Consider the following 25,496-nt stretch of genomic DNA (forward strand, 5'->3'; position numbering starts at 1 on the left):
CTGGTAGGGCGCGACACTGACGGCACAGAGATGGATCGGCTACGGGCGAGCCGTCCCCGTCGCGCGTCCGGGTGAGGGCCGCGGCACGTCGGTCCGTAGGAAGCCCGTAGCCGCTCGCGGCCCGCGTCGCCGCACGGTGGCCGACCTGCAGGACGCAGGCGACGAGACCGGCAACACGCCGCCCGGAGACCGGCGGGACGCCGGACCACCATGGTGCATCCGAGTCCACTTGTACGCGCACGCGGGAGAGCCATGACCTCAGGCCAGCTGATCAAGCCGACCATCCCCCGCCGCCGGGTGGCCGGCGGCCCCGCACCGTTGTCCTTCGCACAGGAAGGCGTCTGGCTCGCCGACCAGCTCGCCCCAGGAGAGCCGACCTACACCATGCCGATGGCGCTACGGCTGCGCGGGCACCTGGTGCGGTCGGCCCTCGCCGGGGCACTCACCGACGTGGTCGCCCGGCATCCGGCGCTGCGGACCACTGTGGTGGCTCCGGAGGGCACGCCGGTGCAGCTTGTCCGTCCCACGGCGACCTCCGTGCTGTCCACGACAGACCTGTCGTCGCTGCCCGGCGCCGAGCGCTACCCCGAGGCGCTGAGGCGCGCGGAACAGGAGGCGCGGCAACCGCTGGACCCGACCCGATCGATGCTGCGGACCCGGCTCTACCGACTCGACGACGACGACCACCTGCTGTTTCTGGCCGTCCACCACATCGTGTGGGACGGCTGGTCGATCAGTGTCTTCTTCCGGGACCTGTCGGAGTTCTACCACCGCCGGACGGTGGGTGGCGGCCCGGACCTGCCCGAGCTGCCCATCGAGTACGCGGACTACGCGGCCTGGCAGCGCGCGCAGTTCGACTCCGCCGCCCTCGCCGCCGACGTGGCGTACTGGCGCAGGGAACTGGGTGACGGACTACCGCCACTGGAGGTTCCGTCGGCACGTCCCCCTGACCCCTCCGACCGGGGTGCCGCCGTGGCACGACACCTCGTGCCCGCGGACACGGTCGCCTCGATGTCGGCACTCGCCAAAGCGGAGCGCGTCTCCCCGTTCATGGTGCTGACCACCGCCCTGCACGCGGTGCTCCACCGGCTCACCGGCGTGCCGTCGGTCCACACCTCGTTCGCCTCGGCCAACCGCGACCGCGCGGAACTCGAGGACCTGATCGGCCTGTTCGTCAACCAGCTCGTCCTGCGCACCGACTGCGGCCACGACCCGACGTTCCGCGAACTGCTCCGTCAGGTGCGTACCAAGACACTCCGGGCGTTCCAACACGCCGCACTGCCGTACGAGGCGCTGCTGCGCGAGCTCGGCGCCGGTCACGACGCCGACACCGACGTGGGCCAGGTACGACTGGGATACCAGAACGCCACCGACTCCTCGTTGCTGTCGCTGCCCGGCCTGGAGACCGAGGTGATCGATCTCCACAGTGGAGCGAGCCGCGAGAAGCTCGACCTGGTCGCCACCGAGGAACCCCGAGGGCTCGACCTGGCGGCGGTGTACGCGACGGGCAGGCTCGACGAGCGGTCCGTCACCCACCTCCTGCGACGCCTGGACCGGCTCACCGCCGCGGGGTGCGCGGACCCCGACCTACCGATCTCACGACTTCCGCTGCTGGTGGAGGGTGAGGCGGTCGAACTCGTCCGCACCGGCAGTGCCGATACACCCACCGAACCGGCCGACACCGTCATCGGCACCATCCGCGCACAGATCGCCAGGACCCCGGACGTGGTGGCGATCGTGGACGGCGACCAGACCATCACCTACACCGAACTCGGTGAGCGGGTGCAACGACTGTCCGCGATCCTGCACGACCGTGGGGTGCGCCCGGGCGACGCGGTGGCGGTGCGGCTGGAGCGCTCGACCGACTTCGTCGTCACCGCGCTGGCACTGTTCGACCGCGCCGCCCACTACGTCCCGCTCGACCCGAGCCTGCCGACCGCGCGGTCGGAGTTCATGCTCACCGACGTCGAGCCCGTGCTGGTGGTCACCGCCGACCCGGACGTCGACCTCCCGGTGCCCACGCTCGTGCTGGAACCCGGCTGGTTCGACCGCGCCGACCGTCCCGCCGTCCCGTCCGCGGACCTCGACCCCGGCGACTGCGCGTACGTCATGTACACGTCGGGCTCGACCGGGCGCCCGAAGGGCGCGATGGTGCCCCACGCCGGGGTGGTCAACATCGCCCGTCACCACCAGCGCCTCGTCCCGCTTGGTCCCGGCGACCGGGTCCTGCACAGCGCGTCGCTCGCCTTCGACCTGTCGGTGGTGCAGCTGTACTGGCCGCTCGCGACCGGTGCCACCGTGGTGATCGCACCGCACGAGGCCACCGCCGACGTCCGCGCGCTCACCGACCTGGCCGGCAGCCAGCGGGTGACCGTCGTGTCGATGGTCCCGTCGGTGCTGAGCACCTACCTCGCCACCGATCCTCCCCCGCTGCCCGAACTCCGCGTCGTCTTCGCCGCGGGCGAGGCCCTGAGCACGGAACTCGTGCGCCGCACCCAGCGGTACGCACCGGTCCCGGTGATCAACTGCTACGGACCCACCGAGGCCACGGTCATCGCCGTGATGTGGGAGCTGTCTCCCGACGACGACCTTCCCGCGACGATTCCCATCGGCCGTCCGGTCACCGGCGTGCGGTGTCACGTGCTCGACCCCGACCTGCGTCCCGTCCCGCTGGGCGCGGTGGGCGAGCTGTATTTGGGCGGGGTCGGCGTGTCGCCGGGATCGGGTTACGTCCACCGGCCCCGCCTGACCGCGGAACGCTACGTGCCGGACCCCTTCGGCGAACCGGGAGGACGCCTCTACCGCACCGGCGACCTCGTGCGCATGTACGGCGACGGCACCCTCTACTACCTCGGCCGCGCGGACCGGCAGCTCAAGCTGAACGGGGTACGCATGGAGCCGGGCGAGATCCAGGCCGTCCTGGAGGAGCATCCGGACGTGGCCGATGCCTACGTGACGGTGCGCGACGACCGGCTCGTCGCCTACGTCGTCGGCCGCGAGGGTCGGGTGCCCACGGACGGCGACCTGCACGCCGCCGCCTCGGCGTCCCTGCCGAGGCAGATGGTGCCCACGCGGTTCGTCACGCTCGCCCGGATGCCGTTGACCCCCAACGGAAAGCTCGACGTCAACGCGTTGCCCGACCCCGGAGCGGTCACGGCCGTCGAGCGGCCGTTCGTCGCACCTCGCACCCCGACGGAACGCACGGTGGCCGCGGCGATGGCGCAGGTACTCGGGCTGGACCGCGTCAGCGCCACCGACGACTACTTCCTCCTGGGCGGCACGTCGTTGCAGGCGGCACAGCTCGTCCACGACCTGCGCGAAACGCTCGGCCTGGAGGTACGACTGCGCGAATTGTTCGGCGCGCCGGTGGTCGCGGACCTCGCGGCCCGGCTCGACTCCCTCGGAGCCGCCTCGGACACGAGCTCGATGGTGCCGCTGAACGTCGGTGAGGCGGGTCCGCTGAATCTGGTGCACCCGGCCTCGGGGAGCGTGTTCTGCTACACCGACCTCGCCCGACGCCTCGACGGCACACTGGCCGTGACGGCGTTCCAGGCCACCGGCATCGAGGAGGACACCCCACCGCTCACGTCGATCGCCGACCTCGCCCGCCACTACGTGGACGCGCTCACGGCGCGGCAGCCGGACGGCCCGTACCTGCTCGGCGGCTGGTGCGTCGGCGGGATCGTCGCATTCGAGATGGCGAGACTGCTGGCGGAGGAGGGCCACGACGTGACCCGGCTTCTGCTCGTGGACCCGCACCTGCCCGAGGCCCGGCCGACGGACTTCACCGACGAGGAACTGACCTACGGCTTCGTCGAGGAACTGGCGGCCATCGCTCACGTCCCGGTGCCCGTCTCCGCCACCGAGGTCGCCTCCCTGCCGCCGGACGACCTCGCCGCGATGCTGCGCTCGGCGAACCTGCTGCCCGAGGGCACGGGAACCACGGCGTTGCTGCGGCGGATCGAGGTCTACCGGGCGAACGTCCGCGCGGTGACCGACTACCTGCGTGCACCAGCCGTCGCCCGGGACCTTCCCCATCCGGTGACGGTGCTACGCGCGGCGGAGTCGCCGTCGTTGGTGCCCGCCTGGCGCACCCGCGTGGCGAGCGAGCTCGACGAGCGGACGGTGCCGGGCGACCACTACTCGATGCTGCGGGAACCCGGGCTGGCCGAGGAGATCCGTCGCCTCACGACGTGACGACGACAAAAGGACGACGAAAGGACGACGAAAGAAGGGGGCGGCACCTGGTGGTGCCGCCCCCCTTCCCGCATCTCGGCGAGCCGGTGCTCACTCCGTCACGGCGGTCTCCGGGCTGCGGAGGCTGACGGCGCTCGGATCGGGCGCGTACCCGAGCAGCAGGATCAGCGCGATCTCTCGACCAGCCGGAACGTTCAACGCGGTGTAGAGGTCGCGCCGCATCCGCGCGAGTTCGTCGGTGTAACGTCCCCCGATCTTCGCCAGTTCGTCGTCGTGACAGGCGTACAGGAACAGCGGCACCGCGGGACGCGCCGACAACCCCGCCGCCGTGGCCGCCACCCACACGCTCTCCACCGCCTGCCCGCCCCTGACGTAGTCGACCGGCTCACTGCCCGGGGTGAGCACGGCCACGAGCGCCGGGTACGACGCCACGAGAGCCCGGTCCTGCAACCCCCGGGTGGTGGGGTCGTCGGTGGCGGCCAGTTCCGACATCACGTCGCCGCGCCGCACGAGGTCGAGGACGGGCGCACCCACCCCGAGTTCGAGCGATCGCACGTCCAGACCACGCTCGACCGACTCGACGCGCGGGTCCCGCAGTTCCGCCACCATCTCCCGATGCAGGTCGGGCACCAGATACCGCAAACGGTCGGCTCCGGCGAGGATCTCCCCCGCCGTCGTCGCGGCATGCCCTCCCGTCACGACCGTGAGATCACCTCCGTGCTGGCGGGCCTCGGCGGTGAGCGTGGCGAGAACGTCGTCGGGGACGGGCCGCTCGGTGTCGACGGCCTGCCGGTTCGTGACCCGACGCAGCATCGGCTCGTACGCCTCGGCGAGGCGCGTGGACCGGCCGCTCCCCAGCCGCAGCTCGGCGACGGCGGAGTCGTCGGGGAACAACTCGACGTCGCCGAGAACCGCCCTCGACGCGGCGGCGATCCGCATGTTCTGCACCGCCGCGCCGATCGCGACGTAACTGGCTCGACAGCCGACGTCGATCGCCGAGGTGTACTTCTCGTCGAGCTCGATCCGGACGGCACCGTCGTGGGCGGCGATCCGCCACGGCTGGGAGTTCCCCGGGGACGGAGCGAGTTGTGCCGCCCGCACGATCGTGTCGACGTCCGACGCGGGCTCGGACAGGTTGCGCCACGGTCCCACCGGCTCGAACGGGGGCAGCTCCTCGGGCACCGGCGGTTCGGACAGCTCGTCCAGTCGTGCGGCGACGTCGAGCTGCACCCGTCCGGACGGCAGCTCGTCGATCCGGCGCGCGGCCGCGACGACGCCCGCCGCAGCCTGCAGGACGTCCCCACCGAGTTGTGGCCACGCGGGCAGCGACTCGCCGATCACGAACATCGAGGCCGCCATGCGGGCCGAGATCCCGTCGGCGCCGAGGATTCTCGGCAGGAACGGCACCGAGGCCACGGCAGGGAGGCCGGCGAACATCTCGGCGGTGAAGTCGTTCAGACGACCGTGGAAGGGAGCGCGGTCCGGATCGAGGTCGAACCGCTCCACGTCGACGGTGCCGCGATCCGGTGTCGCCGACACCACCGGAACCCGCCGAGCACGCGCCTGTTCCCGCAGCGCCAACCGGATCGCCAACTCGTCGGTGGCATCGACGACGAGGTCGGCACCCTCGACGAACGACTCGACATCGGCCACCTCCAGTCCCTCCGACCGGACCTCCACAGTGAGGTACGGGTCGAGCTCGGCGATCCGGCGGGCCAACGCCACCGACCGGTTCAGACCGACGTCGACGAGCGCACCCGGGAACTGGTTGAGGTCGGTGACGCCGACCTGCTCGCGATCGGCGATGCGCACGGTCCCGGCCAGACCCTCCAGCGCCAGGCCGAGCGCGACGACGTGACCCGCCGCGGCACCGGCCACGGCGACGACCCGGCTCGCGTGGGCCCGCTGCTCACTCGGCAGGATCTTGTTGCGGTTACGGGAGAGGCGGAGCGCGCGATAGCCCTCCGGCCCGAGCACCCGCAACAGCGTGGCCCGCCACGGGTAGTACACCCACCGGCTTCCCTCGGCGTCGTCGACCGCGTGCTCGCCCGCCGCCGCGCGCAGCTCGGCGACCTGGCCCGGCCAGAGATCACGGACGGTGATCCGGGGCAGCGCGCGCAGTCTCTCGACCTCGGCCGCCTGGTCACGCTCGTCGAGCACCGTCGCCGAGCACGTCATGTCTGAGTGGACGGTCACGTCGTACCAACCTCTTTCGTTCCAATGACAGTACCGATGTGGCGGAGGAGACTGCGCCACGCGGGATCGTCCGGGGAGAGTCGTTCGCGAGGCACCCCGAGCTCCCTCGCCACCAGCTCCAACAGACGATCGGTCGCGATCGGCTCGGGGTAGGACACCTCGGCACCGGCCTCCTCCGGGTTCGGTACGCGCACCACGACACGTCCGATGAGGTCTCGGTCCTCCTTGAGGGCGTAGGCCTCGCTCACCCGGTCGAACGGCACCACGTGGGCCACGGTCGGCCGAACCTTGCCCGACGCGAGGTACTCGGCCGCCCGACGCAGGTACTCGGCTCGCCGCTCCGGGTGGCGAAGGAAGTACTTCTTGATGTTCAGGCTGTGGAAGCTCTGGTTCTCGACCAGCCGCGACAGATCCAGTCCCGTGGACGACTGGAGCCCGAACACCGCCGTCTCGACGTACCTCCCGCCAGGAGCCAGGACGTCGATCCCCTGCTGGGTCGCGTCACCACCGAGACTGTTGATCACCACGTCGACACCGACGCCGTCGGTGCGCCGCAGCACCTCCTCGACCACGTTCTGTCGCCCGTGGTCGATGGCGTGGCGAACCCCGAGCCGCTCCAGGTACTCGATCTTGTGGGGTGCGCTCGCGGTGGCGACGACCTCGGCACCGGCGAGCTTCGCCAACTGCACCGCGACGAGACCGTTGGTGCCGGTGGCGGCCGGGATCAGCACCCGCTCCCCCGGCCGCACCTCGGCGCGCTCGAACGCCAGGTACATCGCCAGGAACGGGACGGCGAAGCCGCACGCCTCCTCGTGGCCGACCTCGGGCGGCTTGGGCACGACGAAGCTCTCGTCGGTGACCACGACGGACGCCTGTCCTCCCATCTCCGGCCGAGTCAGCGCGATCACCTCGTCGCCGGGCCGCACACTCGTGACCCCCGGACCGACGCGGCGCACCACGCCGGACACCTCCACGCCGGGGGTGAACGGGAAGTCGGGCATCAGTGGGTAGAGCCCGCGGGCGAGCAGGAAGTCCGAGAAGTTGATCGGGAAGGCCTCGACCCGCACCTCGACCTCACCCTCGGCGGGTGCCACCGGCTCGATCGGCACGATTCGCAGCTCCCGTGGGCTTCCGGGACGCTCGAACCGCACCGCACGGAAGCCACCGCGCTCGGGGGCGACCGCTTGCGTGGCGATCGACTCCGTGGCCGTCGGCTCCGTCCTCGCGGGAGCGAACCGGGCCGTGAGTTCGGCGCCGTACCGGTCCACGAGGTGGGCGCTGAGCGCCGCCACCGTCGGGTGGTCGAACACGACCACGGTCTTGAGCACCACCCCGATCGCGTCGCTGAGCCGGTTCGCCAACTCCACGGCGACGATGGAGTCCACCCCCAGTGAGGGCAGCGAGACGTCGGGGTCGACCTGGTCGACCGCCAGCCCGAGGCACTCGGCGACCCGCTCGGTGACCAGTGCGCGCACCGTGCCGTCGAGCGAGTCGCTCCGCATCGGCCCGGCGTCCTCGGCGCTCGGCCGCACCGTGCTCGCCGGGGACGGCACCACCGTCGTCGGACGTTCGCCCACCGACGCCCGGGACGGCACCGGCGCGTCCTCCGGCACCGCGGCGGTGAACACCCGCTGCGGCAACGGAACCGGCGAGTCCGCCCGGCCGAGAACGGTCACGTCGGTGAAACCGGCGGTGTCCAACCGGTGCCGCCACAGGTGTTCGTCCAGCAGCGGCGAGTGCGGCAGCCTCCGGTGTTCGTCGGTGTAGTGCCACCAGCCGTCGAGCAACCCGAAGGTGACCGTGTGGAACGGCTGGACGGCGGTGACCTCGGTGAGCACGAGTCGTCCGTGCGGAGCGAGGAGCCGCCGGACCTCGCCCAGTGCGGTGTCGAGGTCGCGGACCGCGTGCAGCACGTTGCCCGCGAGCACCACGTCGTAATGGCCGGAGGAGAAGCCCTGTTCCTCGACCGACCGCTCCACGTCGAGTTCCCGGAACCGCACGTCCGCACCCGCGCGGTCAAGCCGCGCCTCGGCCTGGCGGACCAGCCCCCGCGCGACGTCGGTGAAGTCGTACTCGACGGCAACCCCGGCCCGCCGCAACGCGGCCAGCACCACCTCGCTGGTGGCACCGGTGCCCGCACCGAGTTCGAGCACCCGCAGTGCACGCCCGACGCCCCACGCGGCGGCCACGACCTGCTCGGCGACGACCGCATTGCAGTAGTCGACCAACGCCTCTCCCCGATAGATCGCGGTCACCGCCTCCATCGATCCCCGGGGGAACAGCACCTCCGTGCCCGGCCGAGCGCCGGTCAGGACTTCGGGCAGCGCCACGACGCACCGTTCCACCAGGTCGAGGCGCGCGGCGAGGCCAGGGAACCGCCGTCGCAACGGCGCAGCGTCGGGCCGTTCCGGGCGCGGTGCCGTGCCGGACACGGTGACACCACCGCCCTCCTCGACGAGGTACCCGGCGTCGAGAAGCAGGTGGAGCAGCGCGTCGACGAGCCTGCGGTACTTCGGCAGTGCCCCGAACCGGTCGGCGAGGTCGCCCCGGGACCGAGCCGCGCCCGCGTCGACCACTCCGAGCCGATCCACCACGTGCCACACCGCAGCACGCACGAACGCGTCGAGCGCCTCCTGCTCGGCGGGTTCCACCCCGAGGTCCGTCACACCCGTCGTCCGGGTCGCGGCGACCTCGCCTTCGACGCCGATCGCGTCGAGGACCGTGGTGTCGGCGTGCAGCGCCACCAGCTGCCGCTCGTCGGAGGACAGCACCCGCTCGACTGCGGCCAGCCCGAGCGACGTCGTGATGGGCGTGTAACCGCGCGCGGTCAGACTGTCCCGATAGGACTCGTCGGCCACCCGGCCGACGGAGGCCCACGGCCCCCAGTTCACCACGTACACCGGGTAACGCGCCTGGGTGGCGAGCCGGTGCGCGAACGCGTCCTGCGCGGTCGAAGCGGCGGCGTAGTTCGCCTGCCCCACCGCCCCGGTGAACGACTGCACCGAGCTGGCCACGAGCACGAAGTCCAGCGGCTCGGACGCGAGCACCTCACCGAGCACCCTCGTGCCGTCGATCTTCGGAGCCAGCACGGCGTCGAACTGCTCCTGGGTGAGCCGCTCGACGATGCCGTCGTGGAGGACCATGGCCGCGTGCACGACGCCGTGCAACGGGCCCTGCGCCCTCGCCTTGGCGACAACGGCCCGGAACGCGTCCACGTCGGTGATATCGGCTTGCTCGTAGGACGCCCGCCCACCGAGCCGGGTCAGCCGGTCGAGAGCGGCACCGATCCGGCTGTCGAGCGGTGAACGTCCCACGAGGATCACTCGCGCGGAAACCGTGGCCGCGAGGTGCTCGGCGAGCGCGAGCCCGATACCGCCCGCACCGCCGACCACGAGGTAGCACCCGCCCTGTCGGAAGGGCGTCCGGGAGGGCTTGGGCACGATCACCGGCCGAAGCCTGCGCACGAGGCGACGGCCACCGGTCAGAGCCACCTCGCGGTTGTTCTGGCGAGTGGGTTCGGCCAGCAGCAGGTCGGCGGCCCGGGGAGCGTCGAGGGGCTCGTCACCAAGGTCTACACAGGACACGTCGAGACGTGGGTACTCACGGGCCAGCGACTTCGTGAAGCCGAGCAACGCCGCGCCCGCCGGGTTGGTGATCCGACGGCCACCGGCGTCCTGCGCGCCGACCGTGACCGAGCGCAGGGTGTCGATCCGCTGCAGCAGGTCCAGCTCCGCCAGCACCCGAACGAGTCGGAACAGCAGACGCGCACCGTGCGCCTTGGCCGAGGAAACCCCGCCGAGGAACCACACGTGCCGGACATCCGTCATCCGGCGCAGGCAGTCGGTGAAGTCCGGGTCGGCGACGTCGACCTCCCAGGCTCGCTCGCCGACGGGCCGGTTCCGGTTGCCGAGTTCGATCCGCCACACCAGGCCGTCCGCACGTGCGGCGAGGGCCCGGTCGAGCCCGTGGCACTGCGCGGGGTGCACGATCAGGAAACCGCCACGCGGCCGTTCGGTGACCGGTGCGGGCCGTTCCGTCCATTCGGGGCGGTAGAAGAAGCCAGCCAACGGGTCCGGCTCGGCGCGCACGGACACCTCCCGGAAGACCACGCGAGGTGAGCCGTCCTCGTCGAGCACCGTCACATCGTGCGCACCGTCGGGCAACTCCCGCACGTGCACGTGGCCGCGCCGTGGCACCCGACCACGCACCTCCACGGCCTCCGCCGAGAACGGCAGGCGTGTGCGTCCCGGTTCGCCACCGTCGAGCACGGTGATCGCCTGCAACGCGGCGTCGAGCACGGTCGGGTGCCACGTCACGTCGGTCGGCTCGGCCTCGGCGACGAACCGGGCCAACACCTCGCCGTCACCCACCCAGGCCTCGGTGAGACCTCGGAACAGCGGGCCGTAGCGGATGTCCATCCGTTCGAACATCGCGTAGACGTCGGTGTCGTCGAGCTCGGTGGGGCAACGACGCCGCACGGCGTCCACGTCGACCGGGGACGACGCGGGCCACTCACCCTCGTCGCGCACCCAACGGCCGGTCGAGTGAACCACGACCTCACCGTCGTCGCCGGTCTCCACACGGTGGGTCAGCATCCCGTCGCTGTCCACGAGCCGGACCAGCACCTCCCGCCCCTCGTCGGGCACGAGGAGGGGACTCGTCCACGACAGGCCGGTGAGCCGGTAGGTGCCGGTGCGGTGCCGAGCCAGCGCCGACGCGACGAGGTCGAGCTGCACCACTCCGGCGAGCACCCGCTCGCCGTGCACGCGGTGCTGATCGACGCGCGGGTCGTCGGCGGCGAGATATGTCCGGACGACCACCTCACCGTCGTCCGCCGGAACGACCACGGCATGGTCGCCCTCCGACCTGCCCGCGAACCCGGTGTTCGTGGGTGCAGTCGGCACCTGCGACGGCGGACGCGGCACCCAGTAGCGGTCCCGGGCGAACGGGTAGGTCGGCAGGCTCACGCGGCGCGGTCGACGCCCGACGTGCACGGTGGTCCAGTCGACGGGCCCCCCGGAGACCCACCGGCGCGCGAGGGCGTGGAGGTCGCCCGAAGTCGCCTCCACCTCGGGTTCGGCGTCGGAGGTCCCGATCACCGTGCGTGGCCCGGGTGAGCCGGTGTCGGCGAAGGCACGCAACTCGTCGGCGAGGGTCGCGGCGGAGTCGGTGACCACGGCCAGCCGGTGCCGCATCGATTCCCGACCCACCTGGAGGGTGTAGGCGATATCGGCGAGTTCCCCGGCAGGCGACCCGGCGTCGGCGCTGTCGGGTCCCAGGGCGGCCAGGTCGGCGATGGTGCCTGCCGCGAGCACGCCAGGCTCGACGACCGGCCATCCGGCGTCGACCAGCCGGTCGGACAGCAGCCGCGCGTCGGTCCCCGAGACGCCGAGGTCGGTCAGTGGCTCGTCGACGACCACGTCCTCGGGGGTCACGTCGAGCAGGTCCGCCACCGCCAGGGTCAGCGCGGCGAGCGCTGAGGCGCCGGGCGCACGCTCACCAGTCGAGGGACGCACGGCGTCGGCAAGCGCGGCCGCGTACTCGCGCAACCGATCGGTGTCACGGGCCGAGAGCACGAACACCTGCTCACCGGTGCTCGGGCTCGCCGGGGCGGCCCGATGTTCCTCCAGCACGACGTGGCCGTTGACCCCGCCGAATCCGAACGAACTGACCCCCGCCCTGCGAGGGAGTTCGGTGCCGTCGGCCGCCGTGCGCCGAGGCCATGCGGTCGGTTCCTCCACGATGGACAGCGGGCTGTTCGCCAGGCGGATCTGCGGGTTGAGTCGGTCGAGGTGCAAGGTGCCAGGAAGGCGACCGTGCTTCATCGCGAGGATCACCTTGAAGATGCCGGCGAGCCCGGCTGCCGACTCGGCGTGCCCGATGTTCGTCTTGACCGAGCCGATCAGGGTCGTCGGTTCGGTGAGGCGTGGCAGTCCCGCACGGTCGCGCAGTTCGGCGAACGCCCGCTTCACCCCGTTGATCTCGATCGGGTCGCCGAGTGCGGTACCGGTGCCGTGCAGTTCCAGGTATCCCACGGTCGCCGGGTCGACGCCACCCTCCTCGAACGCGCGAACGATGACGTCCGCCTGGGCCGTCGGGTTCGGCGTGGTGAGCGTGTTGACCTTCCCGCCGTGGTTCACGGCGCTGCCCAGGATGACGGCATGCACGTGGTCGCCGTCGCGCTCGGCCGCCGACAACGGCTTGAGCAGCAAGGCGCCCACTCCCTCGGCCCTGACGTAGCCGTCGGCCGCGGCGTCGAACGTGCGGCACCGCCCGGTGGGGCTGAGCATCCCGGCCCTCGCGAAGGAGATGTAGACCGTCGGTGAGAGCAGGAGGTTGACCCCACCGACGATCGCGGTGTCGCAACTGCCCGCGCGCAGCGACTCCACCGCTGAGCGCAACGCCACGAGCGAACTCGAACATGCCGTGTCGACGGGGAAACTGGGACCGGAGAGGTTGAGCAGGTACGACACGCGATTGGCGAGGATGGCATGAAACATGCCAGTGGTGGTGAACGCCTCGACCGGCACACCCGCGTCCCGCAGCAGGTCGTAGTAGTCGTGGCTGCCGACCCCGACGAACAGGCCCGTGGTCCCCTCGGCGAGGTCGGACGGCCGGTAGCCCGCCTCCTCCACCGCCTTGTAGGCGGTCTGCAGGAACAGCCGTTGCTGCGGGTCCATCAACTCGGCCTCACGCGGTGAGATACCGAAGAAGCCGGCGTCGAACGTGTCGACCTCGGGCAGGAAACCGCCCCACTTGCTGTTGGTCCGGCCCGGGCCCGCTGTCGTGTGGTACCACTCGCGCCAGTCCCAGCGATCCGACGGAATCTCCGTGACCAGATCGCGTCCGGCGTCCAGGTTGCGCCAGAACTCGGCCAGATTGGAGCTGCCGGGAACAATGCCGTGCATGCCGATCACCGCTATCGGCTCCGGACCGGCCTCCTCCCGCGCAGGGGCCGGGGTGGTCGCGACGACCGGGGCCGGGGCGGCCGTGCCCGTGGTGGTCGTGCCTGTGGTGGTCGGGGGCGGGTTCGTGGCCGGTTCGGGCTTCGCCTGCGGGAGGTGCGTGGCGAGCTCGGTGGGATAGGTGGTGGTCAGGTGCTCGACAACCGCATCCACCGTCGTGTACTCGAAGAACAACGCGGGGGTGACGTCGACCCCGAGTCGGTCGACGAGCCGGTTGGCGAGCCTGCCGAAGGCGAGGGAGTCAAAGCCGTAGTCCCCGAGAGCCCGGTGCGGTTCGACCCGCTCACGGTCCAGTTTGACGACGTCCGCGATCTCGTCGACGAGCAGCGCCCGCACGGCCTCCGCGAGCCCGTCGGAGGTCGACGACCGGCCACCCTCGCCCGGACCGGCGGCTACTCGGCTCCCGGCCTGTTCCACGCCGAGCTGCCCGGCCACCGCGTCGCCGTCCCCCGGCACGAACACGACCTGGCGGTCGGGACCGCCGAGGATCGCGTTGAGTGCGTCCAACCCCGCCTCGGTCTCCAACGGCCGCAGGCCAAGGGTGGCGCGAAGCCGTTCGGCGACCTCGGCGTCCACTCCCATACCGCCGTCGGCCCACAGGGGCCAGTCGACGGACACGGTACGGCCCGGCCAGGCGTCCGCGTAGGCGTCGAGGACCGCGTTGGCGTAGGCGTACCCGGCCTGCCCCACGGAACCCAGCGCCGAGGCGAGCGAGGAGAACAGGCAGACGACGTCGAGGGACCGACCGCGCGTGGCGGCGGCCAGGTTCGCGGCGCCGAGCACCTTGCCCGCGACCACCGCTCGCAGCTTCTCCGGGGTCTGCCGCACCAGATAGTCGTCGCGCAACACACCCGCGCAGTGCATGATGCCGTGCAGGGCGCCGAATGCGTCGTCCGCGGCGGCGACCGCCGCAGCCGCACCGTCGCGTGTGGACATGTCGGCCGTCACGTAGCGAGCCTCGCCTCCGGCGGCGCGGACCCGGTCGAGCACGCGACGCACTCGTGCGTCCTCGGCGCTGCGTCCGGCGAGCACCACCCTGGCCTGGCAGGTGCGGGCGAGCCACTCCGCCACCAGGGCACCGAGTCCACCGGCGCCCCCGGTGACGAGGTACACGCCGCCCTGCCGGAGCACGGAGTCCCGACCGGCCTCGGGCCGGAACCTCTGCCAGCGGCGCACCAGTCGCCGTCCTCCGGTGTGGCGCACCTCCGACCCGGCTGTCGCCCCGAGCGTCTCGGCCACGAGCTGAGCCGACGTCGCGCCCTCGACGACCACGAACGAGATGCGCGTGCTCTCTAGCGCGACCGTGCGCAGGAAACCGCCGAGCGCCTGGTACTCCGGCACTGCGGACGGGATCGCGCAGACGAGCCGGACGGGGCGCTTGTCGGAGTCCGTCACCAGCGCGTGAACGAGGTGGAACAGCGGGAGCAGTCCCTCTTCGATCCTCGTCGTGACGTCTTGAGCAGGTCGACCGGTCCAGGCGAACACCACGGTGTCGACCGCTCCGAGGCGAGCAATTAGACGTGCGGCGTCCTCGCCGATCTCGGGCCGGAGCACGAATCGCTCGGGGCTGCGCTCGGCGAACGCCGCCCCGGGCACGGCGACCACGGTCCGCTCGGCGTGTCGGCCCAATCGTTCGGCGATCGCGCGGCCCTCGTCCTCCGCGTCGGCGAGCACGAGCACCGAGCCCGGGGAACGACGCTCGGAGATCTCCGCGTCGACCCAGTCGGGGCGGAAGAAACTGCCCGTTTCCGGTCGCGGGGGCGTGCCGACCGCTGCCTCACGAGGTGCCTGCCACGGACGCACCCAGAAGTCGTCCACCCGCAACACCACCCGACCGTTCTCGTCGGCCAGGCGTATCTCCAGCTTGGTGCCGCCCTCGGTGACCGTGCGCAGCACGACGTGGGCGAACCCGCGCGACGGTGTGGGACCGAGGACGTCCACCCGGCCCATGCTGAAGGGCAGGTACAACCGATCGAACCGCCGACCGAGCAGCCACAACGACGCCTGGAACGCCGCGTCGAGCACTCCGGGGTGGAGGCCGTAGCGGTCGGCGTCGTCGGTGACCGGGAGCCGCAGTTCCGACACCGCTTCGTCGGCGTTGTGATGCAGCCGCTTCACGGCCTGGTAGAACGCGCCGAGGTCGAGTCCCCGTCCCCGCACCTCGCGGTAGAGCTCGTCGCCGTCGACCGTCGTGGTGCAGCGGGCACGCAGCGCCTCGACGTCGAGCCGCGCGACGTCCGGTCGGGCGACGAACTCGACCCGCCCGGTGACGTGCGTGACGGCCTGGCCGTCGACGCCGGTGCCTGTCACCTCGACGGCGTCACCGGTGCGGGACACCCGCAGGGTCCGCGGCTCTGCCACGAGGATCGGAGCGGACCAGACGGTGTTGCGAAGCCGCAGTGTGCGTCCCGGCTCGCCCCCGTCGGCCACCGCCTCGCGGAGCAGTTCGAGGCATCCGGCCGCCGGGAAGATCGGGACACCGTCCACCCGGTGCTGCGCGAGCACCGGCTCGCGGCCGGTGAAGTCGACCCGCGCACCGTCGGCTGACGACCGGAGGCCGAAGGGACGACCGTCCGTGCCGGACACGACACCCGGCACGTCAGGCAACCAGTACCGCTCCCTCGCGAACGGGTAGAGGGGCAGGCTCACGTGTGGTGGGACCACGTCGTGCAGCGACTCCCACGGCACGTCCAGCCCGGCCACCCACGCAGCGGCGAGCACCGACCAGTCGCGGACGACCACGGCGTGCGGCAACGCCCTCCGGGCGCGGTCCTTGGCGTCGCGGTCGTGCGTGGTGGTCCAGTGCGGACCGGCGATCGGTCGGCCCTCGGCGAAGTCGGCGAGCCGATCCGCCAGCGTCGCCGGGTCGTCGGCGAGCAGCGCGAGCCGTTCGGCCAGTGGTTCGCGCCGTACCTGGAGCTGGTAGGCCACCTCGGACAGCCGGAGCTGTCCGGCTCGCTCCCGCAGCGCGGCGGCGAGGTTGGCGCAGTGGTCACGCAGTCGTTCGCGGTCGTTGGCTGAGACCACCACGAGGTGCTCGCCGCCCTCCGGACCGCGCTCCCGCTCGATGTGGGGCGCCTCCTCGACGACCACGTGGGCGTTCGCGCCACCGGCTCCGAACGAGCTGACCCCGGCCCGGCGGGGCAGCTCCACCCCGTCGCGCACCCGGCGAGGCCAATCGGTGAGAGTGCGTTGCACCGTGAACGGCGTCGCGGCGAAGTCGATCCGCGGGTTCAGGCGTTCGCTGTGCAGCGACGGCACGAGCTTCCCGTGCCGGAACTGGAGCAGCACCTTGGTCAGGCCCGCCATCCCGGACGCCGACTCCAGGTGCCCGATGTTGGTCTTCACGGACCCGATCGCACAACTGCCCGCGGCGAGGTCACCGTAGGCGCGGGCGAGCCCGGTGATCTCGATCGGATCGCCCAACGCCGTGCCGGTGCCGTGCGCCTCGACGTAGCCGATGGTGTCGGGGTCCACCCCGGCGTCGGTGAGCGCGGTCTCGACGAGGTGTCCCTGCGCGGTCGGGTTCGGCACGGTGAAGCCGGCGGTCCGTCCACCGTGGTTGACGGCGGTCCCCTTGACGACCCCGAGCACCCGATCACCGTCGGCCAGCGCGGCCCGCAACGGCTTGAGCAGTGCCGCTCCGACCCCCTCGCCCGGCACGAAACCGTCCGCGTCGGCACCGAAGGTGTGGCAACGACCAGTGGGCGAGAGCATCTGCAGCGAACAGAGCCAGTCGTACTTCGCCGGATGCAGGTACAGGTTCACCCCGCCGACGAGCGCCATCGAGCACTCTCCCGCGGCCATGCTGCGCGCGGCCAGATGGATGGCGGTCAACGACGCCGCGCACGCGGTGTCGACGGGCACGCTCGGTCCTCGCAGGTCCAACCAGTACGACACGCGGTTGGCGATCGACCACTGCGGTGACGGCGGCACCACGGCGTGTCCGGCCCGCTGCTGTTCGGGCCCCCACAACAGGTAGGTCTGGGTGGTGACGCCGACGAACACACCGACGGACCGGGCACCCGGCACGTCCGGGTCCCCGAGCCGTCGTGGCGGGTAGCCCGCGTCCTCGAACGTGTGCCACGCCGTCTGCAGGAACAACCGCTCCTGCGGGTCCATCACCTCCGCCTCACGCGGGGAGATCCCGAAGAACAGCGGGTCGAACTCGTCGACATCGTCGAGGAACGCGCCGGATCGGCAGTAGGCGTCGGCGGCGTCGGGGTCCCATCGGGCAGGCGGCACCGTCGTGACGCAGTCGCGGCCCGCCGCGAGGTTGTCCCAGAACGTGTCGAGGTCGGGCGCCATCGGATAACGCCCGGCGAGACCGATGATCGCCAGGTCGTCGTCGTCCGCCTCGGCGACGGACCGCTCGGCCGGGGCCGGGAACGGCACGACAGCGTCGCGGCTCCGGACCGGGGCCGGGGCGCCGTAGCGGGCCGCGAGCTCGGCCGGACGTCGTTCGGCGATGCGGTCGGCCGCGGCGGCGAGCGTGCGACTCTCGAACAGCAACGTCTCGCTCACCGCGCCGAGCTGAGCCTCGACCTTCGCGTTGAACTCGCTGACCACGATCGAGTCCAGACCGATGCGGTCGAGCCCGACCTCCAGGTCTACGTCCTCGGGTGGCACCCCACGCAACTCACCGATGAGCGTGGCCACGTACTCCCTCGCCCACGCCCGCACCTGTTCCGGGGTCGGCTCGTCACCACCCGCAGGTGCCTCCGGCGCGGCCACCGTCTGGTCGGGTACGGGCGGAACGGGCTCACCTCGGGTGGCCTCCGTCGCGGGTGGCGGGTCCACCAGCGCGGACACCCGGTCGGCAAGACCGTGGACGAACGGGCGTGCGCCACGACCGGACGCCAGCAGTCGGTCCAGTGCGGCCAGCCCGGTCTGCGTGGGCATCGGCAGCACCCCGTTGCGCTCACCCAGCACACCGCCGTCGGTGACGGTCATGCCGCCGTCCCTCCACACGGGCCAGCCGATCGAGACGCTGCGGCCGGACCGTTCCCCCGCCGCACGCAGCGTCTCGCGGACCTCGGCGAACTGGTCGAGGAACGCGTTGGCCATCGCGTAGTCGGCCTGGCCCGGGTTCCCCACGGCCCCGACCATCGAGGAGAACAACGCGAACACGTCGAGCGGCTCGTCGCGGGTGGCGCGGTCGAGGTTGAGGGCACCGAGCACCTTCGGGGCGAGCACGGCGCGCACGTCGTCGGCCGACTTGTGCACGAGGTGCCGGTCGCGCAGCACACCCGCGGCGTGCAGCACCCCGGTGAGCGGACCGAACCGCTCGCGCACCCGGGCGACGACGTCGGCGACCTGCGCGGCGTCGGACACGTCGGCCCGGAAGTAGGCGACCCGGTCCGAGGACGGGACCGTCGCGTCCGGGGAGCGACCCACCAACGCGACGCGCACGTCGGGAACCGTGAGCAGGTGGGTGGTGACGAGTCGGCCCAGTCCACCGGTTCCGCCGGTGACGAGGTAGGTCCCGCCCGGGCGCACCGCCCGTCCGGCCGACTCGGCAGGCTCCTGGTCCGCGACGACCCAGTGGCGTGTCGTCCGCAGCCCGTCGTGATGACACACCAGGTCGGTACCGTCGGCGCGGCCGAGTTCGTCGGCCACGACGTCCCAGGTGGACGTGTCCGTCAATTCACCGGGCACGGCGACGGCCCGCAGCCGCACCGTGTCGGTCTCCCGCGCCAGCGTGCGTGCCAACCCGGTGAACGCCGCGAGCTCGGGCCTGACCGTGCCGCCGACGTGCCTGCCCACTGTGACGAGGCGGACGTGCCGCCCGTACGCGGCCTTTGCGAGCTGCACGGCGACGACCGCCTGCTCGGACACGTCGCCGTCGACGACTTGCACGACGGCGGACAGTCCGTCCCGCGGCCCAGTGTCGAGAACCCGGTGCCACGCCTCGGTGTCGTCCGCCTGCACGATCCAGGTGCCGCCGTCGAGGCGCGTGTGCTCACCCAGTTCGACCACTCGACGCGCACCCGGCAGCCGCCGTGCGGCCCGGGCCACCTCGGGCCTGCCCTGAGGCACGACCACCACGACCATGCCCGGTGGCTCGACCGCGACCCGCCGGGTCTGCTCCCACCGCTGCCGCAACTCGACGATGCCGGCACCGGGCCGGTCGTCGGTCGTGGACGAGGAGCTCGGCGCGCTCGCGGACACCGGCGCGACCCGGTGTTCCGCCCTGACGAACTCGGTGGTGGGCAACGGCACCTTGTGCCCCTCGGAGCCGACGGGATGTCGGTCCCAACGCACGTCCACCCCTCGCGTCCACAGCTCCACCAGAGTCTCCGTCATCGAGTCGACGGCGCCGGTCACGACGCGAACCTCTGCATCGGCGATGCCGCCGCCGACCGACACCACCGACAGCCCCGGGGCCATCGACGTGTCCGTCGTGGATTCCATCGCGGCCCACGCCTCGACGGAGCAGAGGTCGTCGGGCAACCCGCCGACACGGCGCAGCAGGGGATAGCGGGCCGGGTCCGTCAGATCCGGCCGGTCCGGTCGAGCGGACACCGACTCGGCGACCCGCTCGGCGACGTCGTCGAGCACGAGAGCCAGCACCTCGCTCGGCTCCAGCACGCCGTCGAGCAGCAGATCGAGCAGCTCTACCGTGCGGTCGTCCCGAACGAAACGGTTCAGCGGAAGGTCCCACTTGCGGTTCAGCCGGTCGAGGGCGTTCTGCGTCGCGAGTGCGGTCACCAGCCGGGCGCGCGGGCCGGTCGGCTCCAGCTCCAGCTCCTCGTCCCGGTCGGCGAGGGCACGCTGCCAGTCACGGAGATTGGCCTGGAACGTGCGCTGGCCGCCCAACCTGGCGACGAGGTCGAGCAACGGGCGCAGCTCGTCCTCGGTCGGTGCGGAAGCCGCACGCAGCTCCTCCAGGTAGCGCCGGTCCACCGCGAACGGCGTGACGACGCGGTCCGTTCCCGGCACCAGCACCGGCAGCTCCGGTGTACCCGGTCGTGCGTCCGGCCGCTCGCCCCGGGCGAGGGCCGCCGCGGTGTCCAGATCGAGGACGCCGGCCACGGCAAGGGCGGGCCACAACCCGGCACCGTCCCCCACCACGAGTTCGGGTCGAAGCCCGAACCGCAGCAGCGCCGATGCCACCAGCGCCGTGTAGACGCAGCGCTCCCCCGGGCCACGACGCCCCTGCCGCAACGACGCCGCCGCGGGGTCGTCGAGAAGCTTCCGGAACACCTCCCAGGACGCCAGTTCGTCGAGCACGTCCCGCTCGGGCACGTCCAACAGTGCCGTCCGTAGCACCCATCGCCGAGAGACCGGCGCGTGCGGGGTCCCCGACTCCAGCAGAGCCCTCACGTCGGCGGCCTCGCCGACCACGCCCCCGAGGCGATGGGGCAGGTGGGTCCGCCCGACCGCGAGGGTGGTCGCGGTGTCCGCCAGCGGGGTGTCGAGCCAGTCCCCCTCCTGCCACCGGGCGGACAGTCGACGCAACGACTCCGCCGACGCCGCCGACAACAGGAACGGGCGCGGCCCGGCCGGTGCGGGCGCCCGCTCGGGAGCGCGGAACTGCTCGACCACGAGGTGTGCGTTGACGCCACCGAACCCGAACGAACTCACGCCCGCCACCAGCGGTCGCCCCGGTGCGGACGGCTCCCAGTCGGCGTTGTCCAGCGCCAGGCGGAACGGTCCACCGTCGAGGTCGATGAGCGGGTTGAGGTTGCGCAGATGGAGGTTCGGGACGATCCGACGCTGGTCCATCATCATCAGCACCTTGATCAACCCGGCGATGCCCGCGGCGCCCTCCAGGTGACCGATGTTGGTCTTGACCGCGCCGAGCGTGCACCAACCACGGTCGGTGGACGCCGCACCGAACACCTGGCGCAGCGCCTCGACCTCGATCGGGTCGCCGAGAGCCGTCCCCGTCCCGTGGGTCTCCACGAACGTGACATCGCGCGGACTCACTCCCGCCCGCGCGAGCGCGGCCGACACGACCTCCTTCTGGGAGGCGACGGTCGGCGCGGTGATGGTGCTCCGCTTGCGCCCGTGGTTGACGGCCGTGCCCCGGATGACCCCGTAGACGTGGTCGCCGTCGGCGAGAGCGTCCTCGAGTCGTCGCAGCAGCACCATCCCGACCCCGTCACCGGGCACGAACCCGTCGGCGTCGCGGTCGAAGGTCTGGCATCGGCCGGTGGGACTGAGCATGCGGGCCTTGGAGAAACCCACGTACTTCCACGGGTGCAGGTTGAGGTTAACTCCGCCCGCGAGCACGGCGTCGGCCTCACCGGTGACCAGCGCCTGGACACCGAGGTGGACCGCGACGAGCGCCGACGCGCACGCCGCGTCGACCGACGTGCTCGGGCCGCTGAACCCGAACGACTGGGACAGCCGATTGGCGAGGAGGCAGTCGTAGACCCCGAGGACCGAGTGGCTCTCCACGTCGTGGCCCGGGCTGGTGAGCTCGGCCATGTGGTCGCGTTCCATGTTGCCGACGTAGACGGCCGTGCGAACCTCACCCAGCGCCGCGGCCGTGGTGCCCGCGTCCTCGATGCAGGACTGGGTCACCTCCATCAGCAGCCGCTGCAACGGGTCCAACAGCTTGGCCTCTCGCGGCGAGACTCCGAAGAACTCGTGGTCGAACGCGTAGGGCTCGGCCACGACACCACACCACTTGCTGATCGACTTGTTGGGTGCGGCGCGGTCGGGGTCGTAGAACTCGTCCGGGTCCCATCGGTCGGCGGGGATCTCGGTGACCGAATCGACTCGATCACGCAGGTTCGCGTAGAACTCGCGGTGGTCCCGCGCACCCGGCATCCGGCAGCCTATACCGACGACCGCGATCCGAGGCCCGATGCCCGTGTTGTTCGACTGCTCGCTCATGCGCTCGCTCCTGCCGGGCGGAACGCGACGGAACCCCGGCCGAGCTGCTCGGCCGCGGCGCTCATCAACCGTTCCGCGATCTGGTCGACATGTCGATCGCGCCAGCGCGCCAGTTCGGTCTTCTCGACCCACTGGTTGAATGCGCCCAGCGCCGGTCCACATTGGATCTGGAAGTCGGTTTTGCGGTCCTCGTCGCCCTCGACGGCCAGGCGCCGGCTCTCCGCGAGGTACCAGCGGAACACCAGCGCCATACGGTGGCGTGGGTCCCGCTCGGCTCGCTCGATCTGGGAGAGGTCACGCTCGGCGAAGTAGGCGCGTGTCTCCCGCCACACCGCCTCGAAGTCGCGGCGGAACCACCGGTCCTGGATCACCGCGGCGGTCTCGGCGTCGAGGTCGTCGAGCGAGGTGTGACGGAGGTACAGCTCGCGCAGTCTGCGTGCCCGCGCGGGGAAGAACACTCCACGCCGCACCACCTGTGCCTGCTCACCGGCCTCGAAGCCTCCCGCGGTCGGCACGTGGTCGGTGTCGGCGACCGTGACTCGTTCGAGCAGGTCCTTCGCCACGGCACTGAGTCCCGCCTCGGCGGTGCACAGGTTGACCGATCCGGTGAGCACGAAGTCTGCACCGAGGAAGAAGGCGGTCGCCACGGCTTCGGGCGTGCCGAGCCCTCCGGCCGCGCCCACCCGTACCTCGGGGGCCAGCCGGTCACGCAGTCGCTGCACGGCGGGAAGGAGCACCGGGTGGGAACCCCGCTCGGTGTGTCCGCCGCAGTCGGCGACCACGCAGACGTCGTCGACCGCGGGCACCGTGGCGGCGAGCTCGGCCTCGTCGTCGGTCACGACGCCGTCGTCCCGCAGCGTCCGCAACAGCGGGTCCGGGACCGGGCGCAGGAACTGCTCGGCCACGTCGGGCCGGGTGACCTTCACGAGAATCCGGTGACGCGGAACCACCGTGCCGGTGTCGTCGCGGGTGAGTCGGCTCGCTCGGTACCGGGCGAGCGCGCGCGTGACACGGGTGTATCCCGACGCCTCGATCACCCGCACCCCACGGTCGAGACACAACGCGACCAGTGCGTCCTCGGTGTGGGGGTCGGGGGACACGCCGATGCCGAACGGGTGCGCGCCGAGTGCGGACCGGAGGTGGTCGACGGCAGCGGCGACGCGGTCGACGGTGAGTCCACCGGCTCCGAAGAACGCCAACAGCCCGGCCCGGCCCGCCCGGACGACCAGCTCCTCCGAGGCGATCCCGTGCGACATCGAGCCGCACACGTAGGCGTGTCGGAGGCCGTAGGCGGCGCGGAACGCGGCACTGCCGGGAGTCGTGGTGTCCTGCGCTGACCGCGTCGCGGCGACGGGCCGGGCCGGCACCGTGGCGGGCGTGGGTGTGCGGGCGACCGGTGCGGTCGCGGGGGTCGCGGCCCGCTCGGCGGGTGCCTGCACCCCGCGGATCGCCGTCACCAGCTTCGTCAGCACTCGGCCCGGCCCCACCTCCGTGAAGTCGGTGACGCCCTCGGCCAGTAGCCGCCGCACCCCGTGCTCCCAGCGGACGGGACTGACGAGCTGGTCGACGAGCATCGGCCGGACGTCGTCGGGATACGGCAGTCCGGTCACGTTCGCGATCACGGGCACCGCCGGAGGCCGCAGCTCGCAGCCACGCAGGAACCGCTCGAACTCCGCCGCTGCCGGAGCCATGTGTCGCGAGTGGAACGCCCCACTCACGCGCAACGGCACGTATCGCTGCGCACCCGCAGCGAGGAACGCCTCCTTCGCGTTCACCACGACGTCCCTCGGTCCGGAGATCACCACCTGGTCGGCGGAGTTCACGTTGGCCACGTCGATCCGGGTGAGCGGCTCTTCGGAGAGCACCTTTCGGACCGCGTCCTCGTCGAGACCGATCACCGCGGCCATGGCGCCGTCCGCCATCGCCGCCATGAGCTCGCCACGCCGACGCACCATCCGCAGTCCGGTGCCGAAGTCGAACGCGCCCGCGGCCCACAGGGCGTTGAACTCGCCGAGGCTGTGGCCCGCGAAAAAGTCCGGTGTGGTGTCGTGTTCGCTCTGCCAGGCCCGGTAGTGCAGGGCGTTGGCGACGAACAGGGCGGGCTGGGTGAACTCGGTGCGGTTCAACTCCTGGCGAGGGTCCTCGGTGCACAGCCGCTCCACCGAGTAGCCGAGGACGTCGTCGGCCTCGGCCACGAGGTCGGGGAACCGCGAGAACAAGTCTCCGGCCATGCCCACGGACTGCGACCCCTGCCCGGGGAACAGCACGGCCGTCCGACCGCTGCGGCGACTCGCCGTCGACCTCGTGCGGAACATCTCGCGAAGGCGCGTCAGAGCCGTCTCCGCCGGAGCGAACGGGTCGATCATGGCCACCGTCGTGGCCCCGGAACCGGGACGAAGGTTGTGGGTGGCGAAGGTCGCCAACGTCGGTGACGGCCCGAGGTCGACGTAGCAGAGCTCGTCGTGGTCCCGTTCCAACAGCCGGACCGCGTCGGCGAATCGGATCGGCCCACGCACCGTGTTCCACATGTGTGCGGGGGTGACCTCGTCGACGACGGAGCCGGTGGCACACGACACCAGCGGCATCGTCGGCGCGTGCAGCGGAATCGTCGCCATCATGCTCTGGTAGGGCTCCGCCACCCGGTCGACCTCGGCCGAGTGGAACGCGAACCGCACGGGCAGTCGCTGGCACGCGACGCCCTCCGCGCGCAGCCGCGACTGCACCCGGTCGAGCGCCGAGGGCGCACCCGACACCACGAAGTGCCGGTCGTAGTTCACCGCGGCCAACTCCAGGCCGCTCCACTCCGGACTGTCGGGGTCGAACCGGGACACGTCATCGAGGACGGCGGCCATACCGCCCGGCGGACACAGCTCCTCGGTGAGCTTGACCTGGGCGACGATCGCGCGAGTCAGGTGCTCACGGTCGAGGACCCCGGCCGTGGCCGCGGCGGCGTACTCCCCGAGGCTCGTCCCCAGCACGTGATCCGGGCCGATCCCCTCGGCCAGCAGCATGTCCAGCAGGGCCAGCTCGACCATGAGGATCGCCGGGTGGGTGTGGGCGAACCGGTCGAACGGGTCGGTGACACCCCGGTCGCTCCGGTGCATCTCGTCGAGCATCCCGGGCAGCCCGGCGTCGGCGAACATCGTGTCCAGCTCCCGCAACGTGCGGTCGAACACCGGATGAACGGCTCGCAACTGCCGCCCCATGCCGTAGAACTGCGACCCCTGGCCGGCGAACATGAACACAGTCCGCTTCGGCAACCCTCACCACTCCCTCATCCGTCGAACCCCG

4 protein-coding genes are annotated in these 25,496 nt (G+C 71.8%); 1 reads left to right on the forward strand and 3 read right to left on the reverse strand.

Going from position 1 to position 25,496, the window contains the following annotated elements:
- Positions 1-252 precede the first annotated feature (252 nt).
- Positions 253-4,197 carry an amino acid adenylation domain-containing protein gene (locus JAV51_RS15950; protein ID WP_197321527.1) on the forward strand — a complete coding sequence of 1,315 codons (3,945 nt, stop codon included), beginning with the start codon at positions 253-255 and terminating at the stop codon, positions 4,195-4,197.
- Positions 4,198-4,287: 90 nt separating this feature from the next.
- Here JAV51_RS15950 and JAV51_RS15955 read toward each other — a convergent pair whose 3' ends face one another.
- The 3 genes from JAV51_RS15955 to fabD are packed head-to-tail and all read right to left on the reverse strand — an operon-like array spanning position 4,288 to position 25,465.
- A complete protein-coding gene (locus JAV51_RS15955; RefSeq protein WP_197321528.1) occupies positions 4,288-6,393 on the reverse strand; it encodes an Rv1355c family protein in 2,106 nt (701 codons plus the stop codon).
- Entirely contained in the window at positions 6,390-22,205 is a 15,816-nt protein-coding gene (locus JAV51_RS15960; protein ID WP_197321529.1) for an SDR family NAD(P)-dependent oxidoreductase, read from the reverse strand. Before JAV51_RS15960 ends, JAV51_RS15955 begins: the two co-directional genes overlap by 4 nt.
- Positions 22,202-25,465 carry an ACP S-malonyltransferase gene (fabD, locus tag JAV51_RS15965; protein ID WP_231642404.1) on the reverse strand — a complete coding sequence of 1,088 codons (3,264 nt, stop codon included), beginning with the start codon at positions 25,463-25,465 and terminating at the stop codon, positions 22,202-22,204. Before fabD ends, JAV51_RS15960 begins: the two co-directional genes overlap by 4 nt.
- Positions 25,466-25,496 lie beyond the last annotated feature (31 nt).

The sequence above is a fragment of the Saccharomonospora sp. NB11 genome, from assembly GCF_015910535.1.
GTDB lineage: Bacteria > Actinomycetota > Actinomycetes > Mycobacteriales > Pseudonocardiaceae > Saccharomonospora.